Genomic DNA, 14,560 nt, shown 5'->3' on the forward strand with positions numbered 1-14,560 from the left:
ACCCCAAGGATGACGGGGAGAGTAGACGGCCGATGGGCGGCTTGTCTCGGCCGGTGATCACACCTCGATCTGCGTGCCCAGCTCCACCACCCGGTTGGGCGGTAGGTTGAAGAAGCGGGTGGCGGGTTGGGCGGTGGCGGACAGGGTGATGAAAAGCTGCTCCTGCCAGCGGGCCAGGTCCGGCTGGTCGCTTGGCACCAGCGTCTCCCGCCCCAGGAAGAAGCTGCTCTGCGGCACGTCGATGGCCAAGCCATAGGCACGGCAGGCCAGCAGCGCCTCCGGCACGTCCGGCGACTCGAAGAAGCCATAGCGGGCGGTGACGGCATGGAAGCCCTTGCCCAGTTTCTCCACCGACACGCGCTGGTCCTGGGCGACGAAGGGCACCTCCTGGATGGCGATGGTCATCAGCACCACCCGCTCATGCAGCACCTTGTTGTGCTTCAGGTTGTGCAGCAGGGCATGGGGCACGGTGGCCAGGTTGCCCGTCATGAACACGGCGGTCCCGGCCACCCGCACCGGCGTGCGGTCGGCCCGTTGCAGGAACTGCTCCACCGGCAGCGCGTCCTGGTACAGGTGCCGCCAGACCACCCGCCGCCCCCGCCGCCAGGTGGTCACCACCAGGTACACGCCCGCCGCCACCGCCAGGGGGAACCAGCCGCCCTGCGGGATCTTCAGGGCGTTGGCCGCCACGAAGGCCAAATCCACCAGCAGCAGGGCCCCGAAGACGATCCCCGCCCGCACCGGCCCCCAGCGCCACAGCCCCGCCGCCACGAACATGGCCAGCACGGCGTCGATGGCCATGGCCCCGGTGACGGAGATGCCATAGGCCGCCGCCAGGGCGCTGGAGCTGCCGAACCCCACCACCAGGGCCATCACCCCCAGCAGCAGGATATAGTTGACCCTCGGGATATAGACTTGGCCGATCTGCATCTCCGAGGTGTGGCAGACCTCCATCCGCGGCAGGAAGCCCAGCGAGACGGCCTGCCGCGTCAGGGAGAAGACGCCCGATATGACGGCCTGGCTGGCGATGATGGTGGCCCCGGTGGACAGCACCACCAGGGGCAGCCGCGCCCAGTCCGGCGCCAGCAGGAAGAACGGGTTCTCCGCCGCCGCGGCGTTCGACAGCAGCAGCGCCCCCTGGCCGAAATAGTTCAGCACCAGGGCCGGCAGCACCAGCCCGTACCAGGCCACACGGATGGGCCGCCGGCCGAAATGGCCCATGTCGGCATACAGCGCCTCCGCCCCCGTCACGGCCAGCACCACCGTGCCCAGCACCAGCACCAGGGCCCAGCCCTGGCCGGCGGCGAAGGACAGGGCATGGCGCGGGTCCAGTGCGCCGAGCACCCGCGGCTCCGCCAGGATCTCCGCCCCGCCCAGCAGGGCCAGGGACAGGAACCACAGGCACATGACAGGGCCGAACACCCGGCCCACCTTGCCGGTGCCCCGGCTCTGGGCCAGGAACAGGCCCAGCAGCACGATGGCGGCGATGGGCACGACCCAATGGTCCAGCCCCGGGGCCGCCACCTTCAGCCCCTCCACCGCCGACAGGACGGAGATGGCCGGCGTGATCAGCCCGTCGCCATAGAACAGGGCCAAGCCGGCGATGGCCAGGGCCGTGATGGTCCGCCGCCGCCGGGCGGTCCCGTCGCCGCCCGCCAGGGCCAGGGTGGCCAGGGCCAGCACCCCGCCCTCCCCCTTGTTGTCGGCGCGCAGCACCAGGATCACGTATTTCAGCGTGACCACCAGCATCAGCGACCAGAAGATCAGCGACAGCACGCCGAAAACGTTGGCCTCCGTCACCGGCAGGCCGCCGGTATGGCCGAACGTCTCCCGCACTGTGTAGAGCGGGCTGGTGCCGATGTCGCCATAGACGACGCCCAGGGCCGCCAGGGTCAGGGTGCCCAGGCCCCCATGGTGTGACCGGCGGCCCCGGCGGGCCGGCCGGGCCCCGGTGGGGGCAGGTCTGTCAGCGTTGGTGCTGTGCTGCATGCGGCCCTAACGGTCCAGGGAACCGGTTGGAACGCTGCCCGGCCCGGCCGGTTCCGCTTGGGACCTGCCCGTGGCCTTTACGCCGCACCTGCCGCGGCCAGGAAGGCGTCCACCACCGCCGGGTCGAACCGGCCTCCCGCCCCGGCCTGGAGCACCGCCGGCCCGCCTGCCGCCCAGGCTTCCGCCACCGCCACGATGCGGGCGGCCAGGGGGATGTCCTCCCCCGACAGGCCCGTGGGCGAGCCCTGGCCGTCCCAATGGGCCCCGCGCGTCGCCATCACCTCCGCCGCCAGGTCAAAGCCGGCGGTGGCTTCCGGCGTGGATGGCAGCAGCAGGGCCAGCCCCACCAGCTCCGGCACCGCCTCGTCCACCCGGCCGGCATGGGGACCCGCCTCCGCCAGCCGGCGGGCCGTGGCCTCGGCCAGGGCGGCCAGGCGGGCCCGGTCAGGGCCGCCGGCCAGGGCCGCCTGTGCCGCCCGGTTGGCCTGGCGGAACTGGTGGAACAGCAGCATGTTCTCAAACCCCTGGGAGATCTTGGCCGCGAAGGTCTCGATCACCTGGCGGGAGGGGTCGGGCAGCACGCCGTTGCTGTCGATGCTCACCACCACCTCCCGTCCCGTCGGGGTGGCGATGTACAGGGTGGTCAGGCTGGCGGCGAAGATGGACCGGCGGCCGGCGAAGCTCTCGGCGATCTGGGCCGCCTCCGCCGCGGGCAGGGCCTGGGCCAGGGGCCGGTTCGCCGCTTCCCGGTAGCGGCCGCTGGCGGCCAGCACCAGGATGCCCGGCGGCTGGGCCAGGGGGCCACCCCGCTGGACGCAGAGCATCCCGTGCTCCCCCATCCCCAGCATGGCCTGCACCTGCAGCAGGATGCCGCTGTGGAACTGCTCCACCGACCGGGCCATGAACAGGCTGGATGCCGCGTCCACCACCATGTCCAGCCCCTTGCGGCTGGCCTCGATGGTCATAATGTGGTCATAGGTGCGCAGGGCGGCGATGATGGTCGTGGTCAGCTTCTGCGCCGTCAGGTCGGTCTTGGCCTTGTAGTCGTTGATGTCGTAGTCGAGGATGACCCGCTGTTCCGGCGCCTGGCCGGGCTGGCCGGTGCGCAGGATGATGCGCGTCTCCTGGTTGCGCAGCTCCTCCCGGATGGCGCGGGCGCAGGCCAGGCCGGCATCGTCCGTCTCCATCACCACGTCCAGCAGGATCACCGCCACGTCGCGGCGGCGGCGCAGCAGCTCCAGCGCCTCGCGGCCGGAATAGGCGTTCAGGATCTCGATGCCCCGGCCCTTGAAGCTCAGGCTGCGCAGGGCCAGGCGGGTGATGTCATGCACCCCTTGCTCGTCATCCACCACCAGCAGGCACCAGGGCGGCTGGCGGGGGCCGCCGCCATCGCCGCCCGGCCCCTCCGGCTCGTCGTCCTCGATGACCAGCAGGTCGTCATCGTCCGGGTCCGGGGTGGTGGGCGTGGCTGTCATGTTCGGGTGTCCTGGCCGGGGGATGTCACAACCCTGCGTAAAGCGGGATCATGGGTCAGGGCCCCTTCACCTGCAAGCGCGGTTCCTTGCGCAGGCCGGGGTCCCGCGGCCCGCCCGCCCGGCCCATGAGGGCCGATGACAGGAAGCCGCAGGCCATGTCCGTGGCCGCCTTGGCCGCCGGCACATAGCCCAGCAGGTTCGGGTAGTTGTGCACCAGGGTCGGCTCCAGCATCACCTTGCTCTCCACCCCCGCGGCGCGCAGCCGGTCGGCCAGTGCGAACACCTGGTCCGACAAGGGGTCGAACCGGCCGGCGCTGATCCAGGTCACGGGCAGGCGGGACAGGTGGGGCAGGTTGATGGGGCTGGCGAAGGGTTCCGCCCGGCGGGCCGGGTCGGCCACATAGCTGTCGCGGAACCAGGCCACCGTCCGGCTGGACAGCAGGAAGCCTTCCCCATACAGGTCGTAGGACGGGTAGTGGTTCACCATGTCCACGGCCGGGTTGACCAGCCACAGCACCTTGGGCCGCAGCTCCTCCGGCGCCTCATGGGCGGCGATCATGGCCAGGCCCCCGCCGGCGCTGTCGCCGCCGATGGCGATCCGGCCGGGGTCGGCGCCCAGGGACGGGGCACGGGCGGCGATGTCCTGGTAGGCGGCGACGGCATCCTCCGCCGCGGCGGGATAGGGGTTCTCCGGCGCCAGCCGGTAATCCACCGCCAGCACCCGGATGTTCGCCCTGGCGCAGACATAGCGCAGCAGCGTGTCATGGCTGTCCAGGTCGCCCAGTACATAGCCGCCGCCGTGGAAATACACCATCATCGGCCCGGCCGTGGTCAGGCCCTTGGGCTTGTACAGCCGGGCCGGCAGCATGCCCGCCCCGCCGCGCACCCGCAGTTCCCGCACGTCCGGCGGGTTGCGCAGCTTCAGCCGGGCCGCGGCGCGGAACCCCTCGCGCAGTTGGGCCCGTGCCGCCTCGATGCCTTGATCCCTCGCCACCTCGTCCAGGGGCTTCTTGCCCGACCGCTCCATCAGCCGGGCCAGGGCCGCCACGTCCCGGTCCAGGCGCAAGCCCTTCACCTCCACCGGGGCCACCCCCAGCAGCCGGTCGCGCAATGCCGGGCCCATCCGCAGCAGGCGCCGCGTGACCGCATCCTCAACATAGGCTTTCAGGTTGAACGCCACCGCCCCGGCCTCCCCTACCATCGCGTGTCGGCAGGTCTAACGGCTGGCGGCGGCAGGGGGAAGGGGGTTCAGGTGCGGATCTCGCCCGGTTCCCGCTCCGGCGCCGATGCGGGCGGCTGGCCCTCCACGGGGGCCGGCGTGCCGGGGAAGCGCCGCTCGAAGTTCTCGAACGGGCCGAACATCTTGTAGACCACGCCCAGCAGGGCGAAGATGCCCAGCCAGATCACCACCATGCGCAACGTGCCGCCCCCCGCCGGGAAGCGGACCCCGCGGGACACGATCAGCAGCGCCATCAATCCGGCCGCCAGCGCGGCCCATTGCCAGGTTTCCATGGGGCAATAGCTGCGCACGCGCCGGTCGTGCGTCAAGGGGCCGCCATGCCCTTTCCACACCACCCCGCTTGCATCCCGCGAGCACCGCCGCTACCGTCCCCCGGTCCACCGCGACAGGCGCCCGCTTGGCGGAATCGGTAGACGCCAGGGACTTAAAATCCCTTGCCCGCAAGGGCGTGCCGGTTCGAGTCCGGCAGCGGGCACCAATCGACTGTGTTGTCAGCATCGGCCAGCAGTGCGCCAATTTTTTGGTCCAGGCGGCACCGGGATTCATGTCCGGCAACCGGCTAGCAAGATCACCCTAGAAGATGGTTCGACAGCAAGCCACGACGGTCCTGTTGACCCCCGAAATATGCCGAGAAAGCAATTAATTCTTGCTCTAAGAATAAAATGGCATATATCTTCGGCGTAAAATGTCGTGCAATCAGGATTGCGGAAACATCATGCGGCCATACCAGCTGCCATCTGGCACCAAGTCCCCAGTTTTCCACCCTGAGCCCCTTGGCGGCACGTCTTCTGATATCGGAACCCCCCTTGTCCCGGCGGTTGAAAGTCGCAATTGCTTTGTATTGGACCACGATTACGGGTCACTGCAGGCAGCGGTCGATGCGGCAGCCGGCAAGACGCTTGTGCTGACCGCATCACACCGGCTGAGCGTCGCGGTCAATGTTGGGGGGGCTACACGCAGCCCCGTCCACATCATGGCTATGCCAGGAGTGGTCATTACCCAAACGGGCGATGGGCAGGATGGCTTCCGTATCGGAAGCGATGACTGCATCCTTGATGGGCTGACGATCGTCTTTGAGTGCACCAACACCTCCAGCAATTGCCAATCTGGTAGCGGGATCCGCGCCTTGGCCGGCGTGCGCCGGCCAATCATCCGGGGGTGCAAGGTCGTGAACTGGCGGTATGGATATACCTTCAACGGCGTGAAGGGGGGCCGCATTGAGGGTTGCTGGGCGTGGGGAGGTTCGGCCGACGGTGCCGCCAGCAGTGATTTTTTTCTGTATGCAGAAAGCGGAAACCCGAATGACCGCATCGATGTGGAAGGATGCTTCGCCCTTTCCAACAATGACAACGGGTTCAGCATTGCCACCAACAGCGGTGAGCGCAACGTGCATATCCGCGGCTGCCTTGCCGTCCCTTGTGACCCCACGGGCACGACCGAACTGGCCGAGGGTGATGTGCGGCGGCGCTACGGTTTCGTGATGGGCTATAATGGCAATAGCGAAATCCTGTCCACCGTGACGGGGTGTGAGGCGCGGCTCTGTGCCTACGCTGGCTTCTACAGCCAAGGCGGTGCGCTCCCAGCCGGAACGGTCGCCTGGAGCAACTTAGTCGCGTCCCGTTGCGGGTTCGGTACCTTTTTCCCCCAGGATAGTAGCCTTCGCGCAGGCTTCCTGATCATATCCGGTGGCGCCGATACCTGGACGGGGCTTGTTGCCGCCGATTGTCATCATGCCGGGATCAAGTTCTGCCCTGACTTCGGTTACTCCAACACCAACGGCATGCGCGCCAGCTTTTCAGCAATCACCATAGCCCGCACGGAGGGTTATGGCATTTGGTGTACGAACAAGCCAGCTCATGCAGTGTTCACTGGCTACACCATTACCGGTAGCAGGGATGCTGCCGTTTATATTGAAGCAAACAGCCATGACGCCGGTGGAATTGTGTTCGGCGACGGACGCGTTGAGGTGAATGGGGCCAAGGGTGGGTTCCAAGTCTCCGCGACAGTTGGCGGGATCGATTTTAACCAACCAGTGACAATCGCTGGGGCCATTGAGATTGTCGGTGACGGCGATCCCACCGACAACGAGTTCAACAGCGGCATATGGTGTGAGGGGAACGTTAGGGTGCGCGGCGCCAGCATCAAGGGCTTCCACCGCGGCGTCAACGTTCGGGAGGTTACTGCTGGGCGGCGCATCGACCGGGTTTTTGAAAGCCTTGTCTTGGAGGATTGCGCTTTTGGCTTTAATGCCGCCGGGACGGGCACGCTCCTGGCAACCCAGTCAGTATTCCGGAACTGCGCCACCAAGACGTACGGCGCATTCGTTGTTGGTTCCCTGATCGGTGAGGCGATCCATTTCCAGACAGGAACGCTGCCCGCTAGCGGTGTCTGGGCCCAGGGCGACATCGGCTGGAACCCTTCGCCCACAATCGGCACCCCCTATCAGTATGTTTGTGTGGCCAGCGGAAGCCCAGGCACCTGGATCAGCAAGATCTGACTTGTCGGGTTTCGCTTCATGGTCCGGTCCAACTGGACCTGTCGCTGGTCAGGCCTTGCATTCCACCTCGCTCACAAGCGTATTTGGGGGGGCGGGAATGCAGGGCCACGGTGGTTGCCACCCCACTGCCCCCCGGGTTAAGCCTGCGCCACCGTTTCCCGCAGCGCAGCATCCGCCATGCCCAGCCGTCCCCTCCGCTTCCTGGCCGGTCCCGAGGCCATGGCCCGCATCCGGGCCGAGGGGCTGCATGAGGGTCTGTTCGACGTGGTGGCCGGCGCGTCGGGCGGGCCGAAGTGGCTGGCGCTCACCCGGCTGGACCGGGCCATCTTCGGCCGCTGGTTCCGGGACCGGGACCGGCCGCTGCACATGGTGGGCAGTTCCATCGGCTGTTGGCGCTTCACCTGCGTGGCTCAGCGGGACCCCGTCGAGGCCTGCCGCCGGTTCGAGGAGGCGTACCTGGGTTACGTGGTGGAGCCGGCGCCGGGCAACCCGATCACCGCCGCCCGCCTGACGGAGGATTGCCGCCAGCTGCTGGCCATCATTCTGGGGGAGGGTGGGGCGCATGAGGTGCTGTCGCACCCGTCCATGCGCCTGTCCATCCTGGCGGTGCGGGGGCGGGGGATGCTGGGCCGCGACCACCCGTTGAGCCTGGGGTCAGGCCTTGCCGCGGCGGCCATCGCCAACGCCGTCAGCCGCCGCAGCCTGCCCCTGTTCTTCGAGCGCACCCTGGTCCACGACACGCGGGACGACCCGCCCTTCGACCTGGCCAGCGGCTTCGCCACCCATGCCGTGCCGCTGACGCCGGGGAACCTGACCGCCGCCCTGCTGGCCACCGCGGCCGTGCCCTTCCTGTTCCAGCCGGTGCCGGCGTTGGAGGGGGGCAAGCCCGGCCTGTACCTGGATGGCGGCATCATGGACTATCACCTGGACATACCGTATCGGGCGCCTGGGCTGGTGCTGTACCCGCACTTCTCCGACCGGGTGGTGCCGGGCTGGTTCGACAAGGCCCTGAAGTGGCGCAAGGCGGCGCCGGCCAACCTGTCCCGCACCCTGCTGCTCTGCCCCTCGCGGGAGTTCCTGGCCGGGCTGCCCCACGGGAAGATCCCCGACCGGGGCGACTTCACCAAACTGCCCACCGCCGCCCGCCACACCTATTGGAAGCGGGTGGTGGCGGAGACGGAGCGGCTGGTGGACGCCTTCAACGAGGCGGTGGAGAAGCAGAACGTGCCGGACCTGCTGGAGCCTCTCTGCCGTTGACACGCCCTCAAGCGCCGGGCGCGGCCATGGGCCGCGGTCGCAGCCCTGGCGCTGGCAAGCCAGCACCGAAACCCCTTCCGGATCAGGGACCGGCACGCTAGCCTCCCCCGGTCACCATCCTTGGAAGCTTCGCCGCCCATGTCCCTTGCCGCCGTCGCCCCGACCAGCCCGCCCGCCGTCGTGGTGGAGGACATGCACAAGAGCTTCGGCAAGCTGGAGGTGCTGAAGGGCGTCTCCGTCACCGCCCGGGAGGGGGAGGTGGTGGCGCTGATCGGGTCGTCCGGCTCGGGGAAAAGCACCCTGCTCCGCTGCATCAACCTGCTGGAGGTGCCGGACTCCGGCCGCGTCTGGATCGAGGGGGAGGAGCTGAAGCTCGCCCGCGACCGACATGGCCACGGCAAGCCCGCCGACAAGGGGCAGGTGGATCGCATCCGCCGCCGCTGCGGGATGGTGTTCCAGAACTTCAACCTGTGGACCCACCGCACGGTGCTGGAAAATGTGATCGAGGCGCCGGTCCACGTCCTGAAGCAGCCCAGGGAGCAGGCCGTTGCCAATGCCGAGCGGCTGCTGGACAAGGTCGGCCTGTCCGCCAAGAAGGACAGCTACCCCGCCCAGCTTTCCGGCGGGCAACAGCAGCGGGCCGCCATCGCCCGCATGCTGGCCATGGGGCCCCAGGTCATGCTGTTCGACGAGCCCACCAGCGCCCTGGACCCGGAACTGGTGGGGGAAGTGCTGAAAGTCATGCGCGACCTGGCCGCGGAGGGGGCGACCATGCTGATCGTCACCCATGAGATGGCCTTCGCCCGCGAGGTCGCGCACAAGGTGGTCTTCCTGCACCAGGGCAAGGTGGAGGAGGAAGGCCCGCCGGAGGAGGTCTTCACTAACCCGAAGAGCGAGCGTTGCCGCCAGTTCCTGTCCCGGGAGGGGAGGTAGGCCCCGTAGGTCGGATTAGCGGAGCGTAATCCGACAACCCCGCCGCCGCCGCGCGTCAACTATCCCGTGTCGCCGTCGGATTACGGAGCCTCGCGGCTCCGAATACCAGCCGCCGTTGATCGTGACCGATCAACGGCCCCTCAAGCGCCGGGCGCCGCCATCCGGCGGCTTGGCTCACGCGGGCATGGGCCCGCGGGCCGGCGGTCGCCGGCCTCCAAGCGCATGAGTCAAAAACTCATGCGCTTGGTATAATCCAACCTACGAAGCGGCGCCTCACACCCACTCGCCCCCGCCGCCGCCAAAGTCCCCGCCCAGGTCGCCGGCATAGTCGGCGTCGGTGCCGAAGTCCCCGCCGGGGTCCTGGTAGTCGGCGGGCTGCACGTCGCCGCCCGCATCACCCGCGTCGGCCGCGGCGGGGCCGGCCCCGGTCTCTCCCAGGCCGCCGTCGCCCGGATGCTCATGCACCACCACGTCCGGCCCGAACATGTTGCCCAGGCTGTTCAGCAGCAGGGCGCCGCCCACCACCCCCGCCGCCGTGGCCGCGGCGGAGCGCATGAAGCCGCCCCCACCCCCGCCATAGCCCGGCAGGTAGCCGCCCCCCGACGCCCCCCACGGCCCGCCCGGCTGGGGCATGCCGCCATAGCCCCCGCCATAGCCGGCCTGGGGCTGCCCGCCCCACGGGCCCCTGGCATGGTGCGGCTGCCCGCGGTTCAGCAGGCCGCCCAGGAAGCTGCCGCCGCCGGACGGGGCCGGCTGTCCGGCACCCTGCCGCTCCAGCGTGGTGATGCGGGCCTGGGCGTCCTTCAGGGCGAAGTCCTGCATCAGGATGGTCTGGGCCATCAGGTAGGGCAGGTCGGGCCGCTCCCGCATGGCGCGGATGATCAGGTCGTCGGCCTCGTCATCATGCTGCTGCATCGGCGCGCGGCGCAGCCGGTCCAGCAGGTCGGTCAGCAGGCGACGTTCATCGGGGGTCATGGCAGCCTCCAGGCATGGGCATTCCCCCCTCAACGGGCGGGGCGGGGTGGGGTTCGGCCTTGATCCTGCCGAAAACGGAGCACAGGTTGGGGGTTCCTATCGAAAGGGGTGCCCCATGGCCCGCTTCCTCGCCGCCCTCGCCCTGCTGGCCCTGCTCACCCCGCCCGCGGCGGCGGGGGACCTGCCCTGCAAGCCGCCCCCGGGGTCGGACCGGAAAAGCTTCGGGGACCTGCTGCCCACCGTGGCCAAGCGGGATGACGTCTTCGCCCAGGCCGGGCTCCAGCCGGAGCTGGACCGCCGGAACGCGGACGACATGGACCGGGACCTGATCTATGTGATGTCCTACCTGGACCGCCCGGACTACCTAGCCCGCAACTTCCCTTGGCTCACCCCCGCCCAGGCCGTCGCCCTGTCGCAGGCGATCTGCAAGGCGGAGGGTCGTTGATCAGCCCTTGACGGAACATATCCGATGACGGATGGTTTGCGCATCTGCACGGGTCGTCAAGCCCGCGCCAAACCATCCGGAGTCGCTGCCATGACCACGCCCCTGTTCGGGTGGCTTGCCACCCTGCTCACCCCGCGTTCACCGGGGTTGGAAGACCTGCCCGCCAGCATCCGGCGGGACATCCTGGCCGATGGCCTGACCCCCCGCCAGCGGGAGGTGGAGCCGCGGAACCCCGGCCGGCTTTTTTCGTTCCGCATTCATCCGGCTGCGGAATTGACGGAGTGGCGGGACAGATCACCCGTTGCAATGTTCCCGCGTATCGGCGACAAGGTGGCGTGAGGTCCGTTCGCGGGCCCCGCGTCCACCCTTTCCCTTCAACCCCCTTTTCGGAGGCAGAATCCCATGACCATTAAGTTTGGACCGTCCCTTGCCGCCAGCAACGGCCTGCGCCGCTGCGGGCTGACCCGCACCGCCCAGGCGCTTCTCACCGAAGCGAGCGACGTCTTTCGAACACAAGAGGGAAGCCATGTGCCTGTTGTTGTCCTTGGGCAAGGGGCCCAAGCTCTACGTTGAGATCGCGCGTTGGGCCGAGACCCCGCGCGGCATCCATGTCCGCCGGGAAAATGGGGAGACCCTTGTCTGGCTCGGCCGCGTCCACCTTATTTACACGCCGGCCCGTTGGCGGCCGGCCGTAAGGGGACCCACTTTTGATGGCCGCACATCCGACGGACGCAGCTTGGCGACCTGAGGGACTTGACCCGATCGTCCGTGTCGTGGAGGCGTTCCGCGCCCTCGACCCGGACCTGCCCATCCAGTACGCGCTGTCGTTCCTGACGATCGCGCAGAACGAGGGGCTGTCGATCCGGGACCTGTCCGAACGTCTCGGGATCGCACAGTCTTCCGCCTCACGGAACGTGGCGGCCCTGTCGAAGTGGCACAGCTTCGGCAAGGCCGGCCACGACCTCGTCCAAGCCGAGGAAGACCCCCGTGAGCGCCGGCGCAAGGTCATCACCTTGACGCCCCAGGGCCGCGACCTGGCCCGCCGCCTGACCGACCTGCTGGCCCCGCCGGAATCCCAGGCGCCGCTGCGCCGGACGGCGTGAGGGAAGGTGCGCCCCTGTCGCGGTGGTGTGGCGGGGGCGTGTGTTGGGAAAACGGATTTGAACGGATCACAACGGAGTTGAACGGAAGGGCCATCGTGCGGTTCGCCCCGATGCCTTCATAAAGAGTGGAATGACCGCGCCTTCGGCGCGACAGCCAAACCCGAGCCCGGAAGTCATCCCGACCGCAAGGCCCGTCACCACGCCATCCGTTTTCATCCGTTCTGATCCGTTGAATTCCGTTTTCCCCAAACAGGCCACCCCAGGCAGCCCCATTCGCCATCCTGCCACGGCAACCCCTGTGAGAAGCGGGCCTGACCGGCTATATCCTGGCCTCCCGCCCGACCACCCCGACGATCCCCCATGCCCGAGCTTCCTGAGGTTGAGACTGTCCGCCGCGGCCTGGCCATGCGGCTGGAGGGGAGGGTGTTGGCGCGGGTGCACCAGTACCGGCCGGATTTGCGCTTCCCCTGCCGCCGGACTTCGCCGCACGGCTGGCGGGGCGGCGGGTGCTGTCCCTGGGCCGGCGGGCCAAGTACATCCTGGCCCGCCTGGACGACGGCACGGTCTGGATGACCCACCTGGGCATGTCCGGCAGCATGGTCCTGCGCGAGGGCCCGCCCCCCGCCGCCCGGGCACCCCACGACCATCTGGTGTTCGAAACGGATGACGGCTGGACCGTCACCTACAACGACGTCCGCCGTTTCGGCTTCATGGATCTGTTCCCGGAGGCCGGGATCGAGTCCCACCCCATGCTGTCTTGCCTGGGCCCGGAGCCGCTGGGCAACGGCTTCAACGCCGCCGTCCTGACCGAGGCGCTGAAGGGCAAGCAGACCCCCATCAAGGCCGCCCTGCTGGACCAGCGGGTGGTGGCGGGCCTGGGCAACATCTATGTCTGCGAGGCCCTGTTCCGCGCCGGCATCTCCCCCACCCGCTTGGCCGACACGGTGGCCGGCAAGCGGGCAGAGCGGCTGGTCCCCGTGATCCGGGAGGTGCTGGCGGAGGCCATCGCCGCGGGCGGCAGCTCCTTGCGCGACTATGTCCAGTCGGACGGGGAGCTCGGCTACTTCCAGCACAGCTTCAAGGTCTATGGCCGCGAGGGCCAGCCCTGCGAGGGCTGCGACTGCGACCTGTCTCGCACCGGCGGCATCCAGCGCATCGTCCAGTCCGGCCGCTCCACTTTCTACTGCCCGCGGAAACAGGAGTAGGGGGACCGCCCCGGAGGCTGCGTGGGTACCACAAGTCCCGGGGTGTTGAAGCCTGCCCCAAATCACGCCTGGCCGCGCGGGGCCCCGGGGCAAATCCCCATCCCACACCCCAGCCTCCCGCCAGCCGCGACCCCTATGCCCTTGGAATCGGCCGGCCAGCGGTCTAGTGTCCCTGTCCCTTTTCCGGTGACAGCACGGGCGTTTCCCCATGACCCAGGCCCTCAACACCTTCCGCGGCGGCCCCGACGAGCACGGGCATTTCGGCATGTTCGGCGGCCGCTACGTGGCCGAGACGCTGATGCCGCTGATCCTGGAGCTGGAGGAGGCGTACGATGCCGCCAAGGCGGACCCGGAGTTCCACGCGGAGCTGCGCCACTACCTGACCCACTATGTGGGCCGGCCCAGCCCGCTGTACCTGGCGGAGCGGCTGACGGCGGAGCTGGGCGGGGCCAAGATCTATTTCAAGCGGGACGAGCTGAACCACACCGGCGCCCACAAGATCAACAACTGCATGGGCCAGATCCTGCTGGCCAAGCGGATGGGCAAGAAGCGCATCATCGCGGAGACGGGGGCCGGCCAGCACGGCGTCGCCACCGCCACCGTGGCCGCCCTGTTCGGCCTGCCCTGCACCATCTACATGGGCGAGGTGGACATCGAGCGCCAAGCCCCGAACGTCTTCCGCATGAAGCTGCTGGGGGCGGAGGTGAAGCCCGCCAAGTCCGGCTCCCGCACCCTGAAGGACGCCATGAACGAGGCGCTCCGCGACTGGGTGACCAACGTGGAGGACACCTTCTACATCATCGGCACCGTCGCCGGCCCGCACCCCTATCCCACCCTGGTGCGCGACTTCCAATGCGTGATCGGGGAGGAGGTGCGCCAGCAGATGCAGGAGGCGGAGGGCCGCCTGCCGGACCTGCTGGTGGCGGCCATCGGCGGGGGGTCCAACGCCATGGGCCTGTTCCACCCCTTCCTGGACGACCCCACGGTGAAGATGCTGGCGGTGGAGGCGGGCGGCCACGGGCTGGACGTGCCCAATGGCCACGCCGCCAGCCTGACCGGTGGCCGCCCGGGCGTGCTGCACGGCAACCGCACCTACCTGCTGCAGGACGATGACGGCCAGATCATTGAGGGGCACAGCATCTCCGCCGGCCTGGACTATCCCGGCATCGGGCCGGAGCATGCCTGGCTGAAGGATGTGGGCCGGGTGGAATACACCAGCGCCACGGACAAGGAGGCGCTGGAGGCCTTCCAACTCTGCGCCCGGACGGAGGGCATCCTGCCGGCGCTGGAGCCCAGCCACGCCTTGGCCGCGGTGCGCAAGGTGGCGCCGACCCTGCCGAAGGACACGCTGGTGGTGATGAATCTGTGCGGCCGGGGTGACAAGGACATCTTCACCGTGGCGAAGCACCTGGGCGTGCAGATGTGACCGGCCGGAAGGAAA

The 14,560-nt window shown here is 68.8% G+C and carries 12 protein-coding genes, 1 tRNA gene and 1 pseudogene; 9 read left to right on the forward strand and 5 right to left on the reverse strand.

Translation table 11 applies throughout. The annotated features are described in order from the left end of the window. Positions 1-57 precede the first annotated feature (57 nt). From HHL28_RS17460 to HHL28_RS17475, 4 genes are all read right to left on the reverse strand, one after another. Positions 58-1,989 carry a potassium transporter Kup gene (locus HHL28_RS17460; protein WP_083699371.1) on the reverse strand — a complete coding sequence of 644 codons (1,932 nt, stop codon included), beginning with the start codon at positions 1,987-1,989 and terminating at the stop codon, positions 58-60. A 77-nt stretch (positions 1,990-2,066) separates the two neighbouring features. Further along, positions 2,067-3,464: a DUF3369 domain-containing protein gene (locus HHL28_RS17465; protein WP_075772494.1), complete on the reverse strand. Its 1,398-nt coding sequence runs from the start codon at positions 3,462-3,464 to the stop codon at positions 2,067-2,069. 55 nt (positions 3,465-3,519) lie between these two features. Continuing rightward, complete coding sequence (locus HHL28_RS17470) at positions 3,520-4,644, reverse strand: alpha/beta hydrolase (protein ID WP_075772495.1); 1,125 nt, start codon at positions 4,642-4,644, stop codon at positions 3,520-3,522. Between the two features lie 68 nt (positions 4,645-4,712). Next, entirely contained in the window at positions 4,713-5,012 is a 300-nt protein-coding gene (locus HHL28_RS17475; protein ID WP_075772496.1) for a hypothetical protein, read from the reverse strand. A gap of 83 nt (positions 5,013-5,095) precedes the next feature. Between HHL28_RS17475 and HHL28_RS17480 the strand changes: the two genes are divergently transcribed. From HHL28_RS17480 to HHL28_RS17495, 4 genes are all read left to right on the forward strand, one after another. Further along, positions 5,096-5,182 (forward strand) — tRNA-Leu (locus HHL28_RS17480). A 363-nt stretch (positions 5,183-5,545) separates the two neighbouring features. Next, a complete protein-coding gene (locus HHL28_RS17485; protein WP_169655589.1) occupies positions 5,546-7,201 on the forward strand; it encodes a right-handed parallel beta-helix repeat-containing protein in 1,656 nt (551 codons plus the stop codon). A gap of 177 nt (positions 7,202-7,378) precedes the next feature. After that, complete coding sequence (locus HHL28_RS17490) at positions 7,379-8,458, forward strand: patatin-like phospholipase family protein (protein WP_075772497.1); 1,080 nt, start codon at positions 7,379-7,381, stop codon at positions 8,456-8,458. Positions 8,459-8,596: 138 nt separating this feature from the next. After that, positions 8,597-9,391: an ABC transporter ATP-binding protein gene (locus tag HHL28_RS17495; protein WP_075772498.1), complete on the forward strand. Its 795-nt coding sequence runs from the start codon at positions 8,597-8,599 to the stop codon at positions 9,389-9,391. A 273-nt stretch (positions 9,392-9,664) separates the two neighbouring features. On the opposite strand, the gene HHL28_RS17500 is transcribed toward HHL28_RS17495, so the two are convergent. Then, positions 9,665-10,366, reverse strand: a complete 702-nt coding sequence (locus HHL28_RS17500; protein ID WP_075772499.1) for a DUF2076 family protein — start codon at positions 10,364-10,366, stop codon at positions 9,665-9,667. Positions 10,367-10,481: 115 nt separating this feature from the next. Between HHL28_RS17500 and HHL28_RS17505 the strand changes: the two genes are divergently transcribed. From HHL28_RS17505 to trpB, 5 genes and pseudogenes are all read left to right on the forward strand, one after another. Then, a complete protein-coding gene (locus tag HHL28_RS17505) occupies positions 10,482-10,811 on the forward strand; it encodes a hypothetical protein (RefSeq protein ID WP_075772500.1) in 330 nt (109 codons plus the stop codon). A 90-nt stretch (positions 10,812-10,901) separates the two neighbouring features. Then, entirely contained in the window at positions 10,902-11,150 is a 249-nt protein-coding gene (locus HHL28_RS17510) for a hypothetical protein (RefSeq protein ID WP_075772501.1), read from the forward strand. A 371-nt stretch (positions 11,151-11,521) separates the two neighbouring features. After that, the gene (locus HHL28_RS17515; RefSeq protein WP_075772502.1) at positions 11,522-11,914 is read left to right on the forward strand and encodes a MarR family winged helix-turn-helix transcriptional regulator; all 393 of its coding nucleotides are present in this window, start codon (positions 11,522-11,524) and stop codon (positions 11,912-11,914) included. Between the two features lie 360 nt (positions 11,915-12,274). Next, positions 12,275-13,119, forward strand: a pseudogene (mutM, locus tag HHL28_RS17520) (bifunctional DNA-formamidopyrimidine glycosylase/DNA-(apurinic or apyrimidinic site) lyase). A 208-nt stretch (positions 13,120-13,327) separates the two neighbouring features. Beyond that, positions 13,328-14,545, forward strand: coding sequence for a tryptophan synthase subunit beta (gene trpB / locus HHL28_RS17525; protein ID WP_075772504.1), 1,218 nt, complete (start codon positions 13,328-13,330; stop codon positions 14,543-14,545). Positions 14,546-14,560: the final 15 nt, after the last annotated feature.

It is taken from the genome of Aerophototrophica crusticola, assembly GCF_012913305.1.
In the GTDB taxonomy this organism is placed as follows: domain Bacteria; phylum Pseudomonadota; class Alphaproteobacteria; order Azospirillales; family Azospirillaceae; genus Niveispirillum; species Niveispirillum crusticola.

Bases quoted from the DNA above. Each gene is read 5' to 3' on its own strand.
- HHL28_RS17460 (WP_083699371.1), bottom strand. From the start codon at position 1,989: ATGCAGCACAGCACCAACGCTGACAGACCTGCCCCCACCGGGGCCCGG.
- HHL28_RS17465 (WP_075772494.1), bottom strand. From the start codon at position 3,464: ATGACAGCCACGCCCACCACCCCGGACCCGGACGATGACGACCTGCTG.
- HHL28_RS17490 (WP_075772497.1), top strand. From the start codon at position 7,379: ATGCCCAGCCGTCCCCTCCGCTTCCTGGCCGGTCCCGAGGCCATGGCC.
- HHL28_RS17495 (WP_075772498.1), top strand. From the start codon at position 8,597: ATGTCCCTTGCCGCCGTCGCCCCGACCAGCCCGCCCGCCGTCGTGGTG.
- HHL28_RS17500 (WP_075772499.1), bottom strand. From the start codon at position 10,366: ATGACCCCCGATGAACGTCGCCTGCTGACCGACCTGCTGGACCGGCTG.
- HHL28_RS17505 (WP_075772500.1), top strand. From the start codon at position 10,482: ATGGCCCGCTTCCTCGCCGCCCTCGCCCTGCTGGCCCTGCTCACCCCG.
- HHL28_RS17510 (WP_075772501.1), top strand. From the start codon at position 10,902: ATGACCACGCCCCTGTTCGGGTGGCTTGCCACCCTGCTCACCCCGCGT.
- HHL28_RS17515 (WP_075772502.1), top strand. From the start codon at position 11,522: ATGGCCGCACATCCGACGGACGCAGCTTGGCGACCTGAGGGACTTGAC.
- trpB (WP_075772504.1), top strand. From the start codon at position 13,328: ATGACCCAGGCCCTCAACACCTTCCGCGGCGGCCCCGACGAGCACGGG.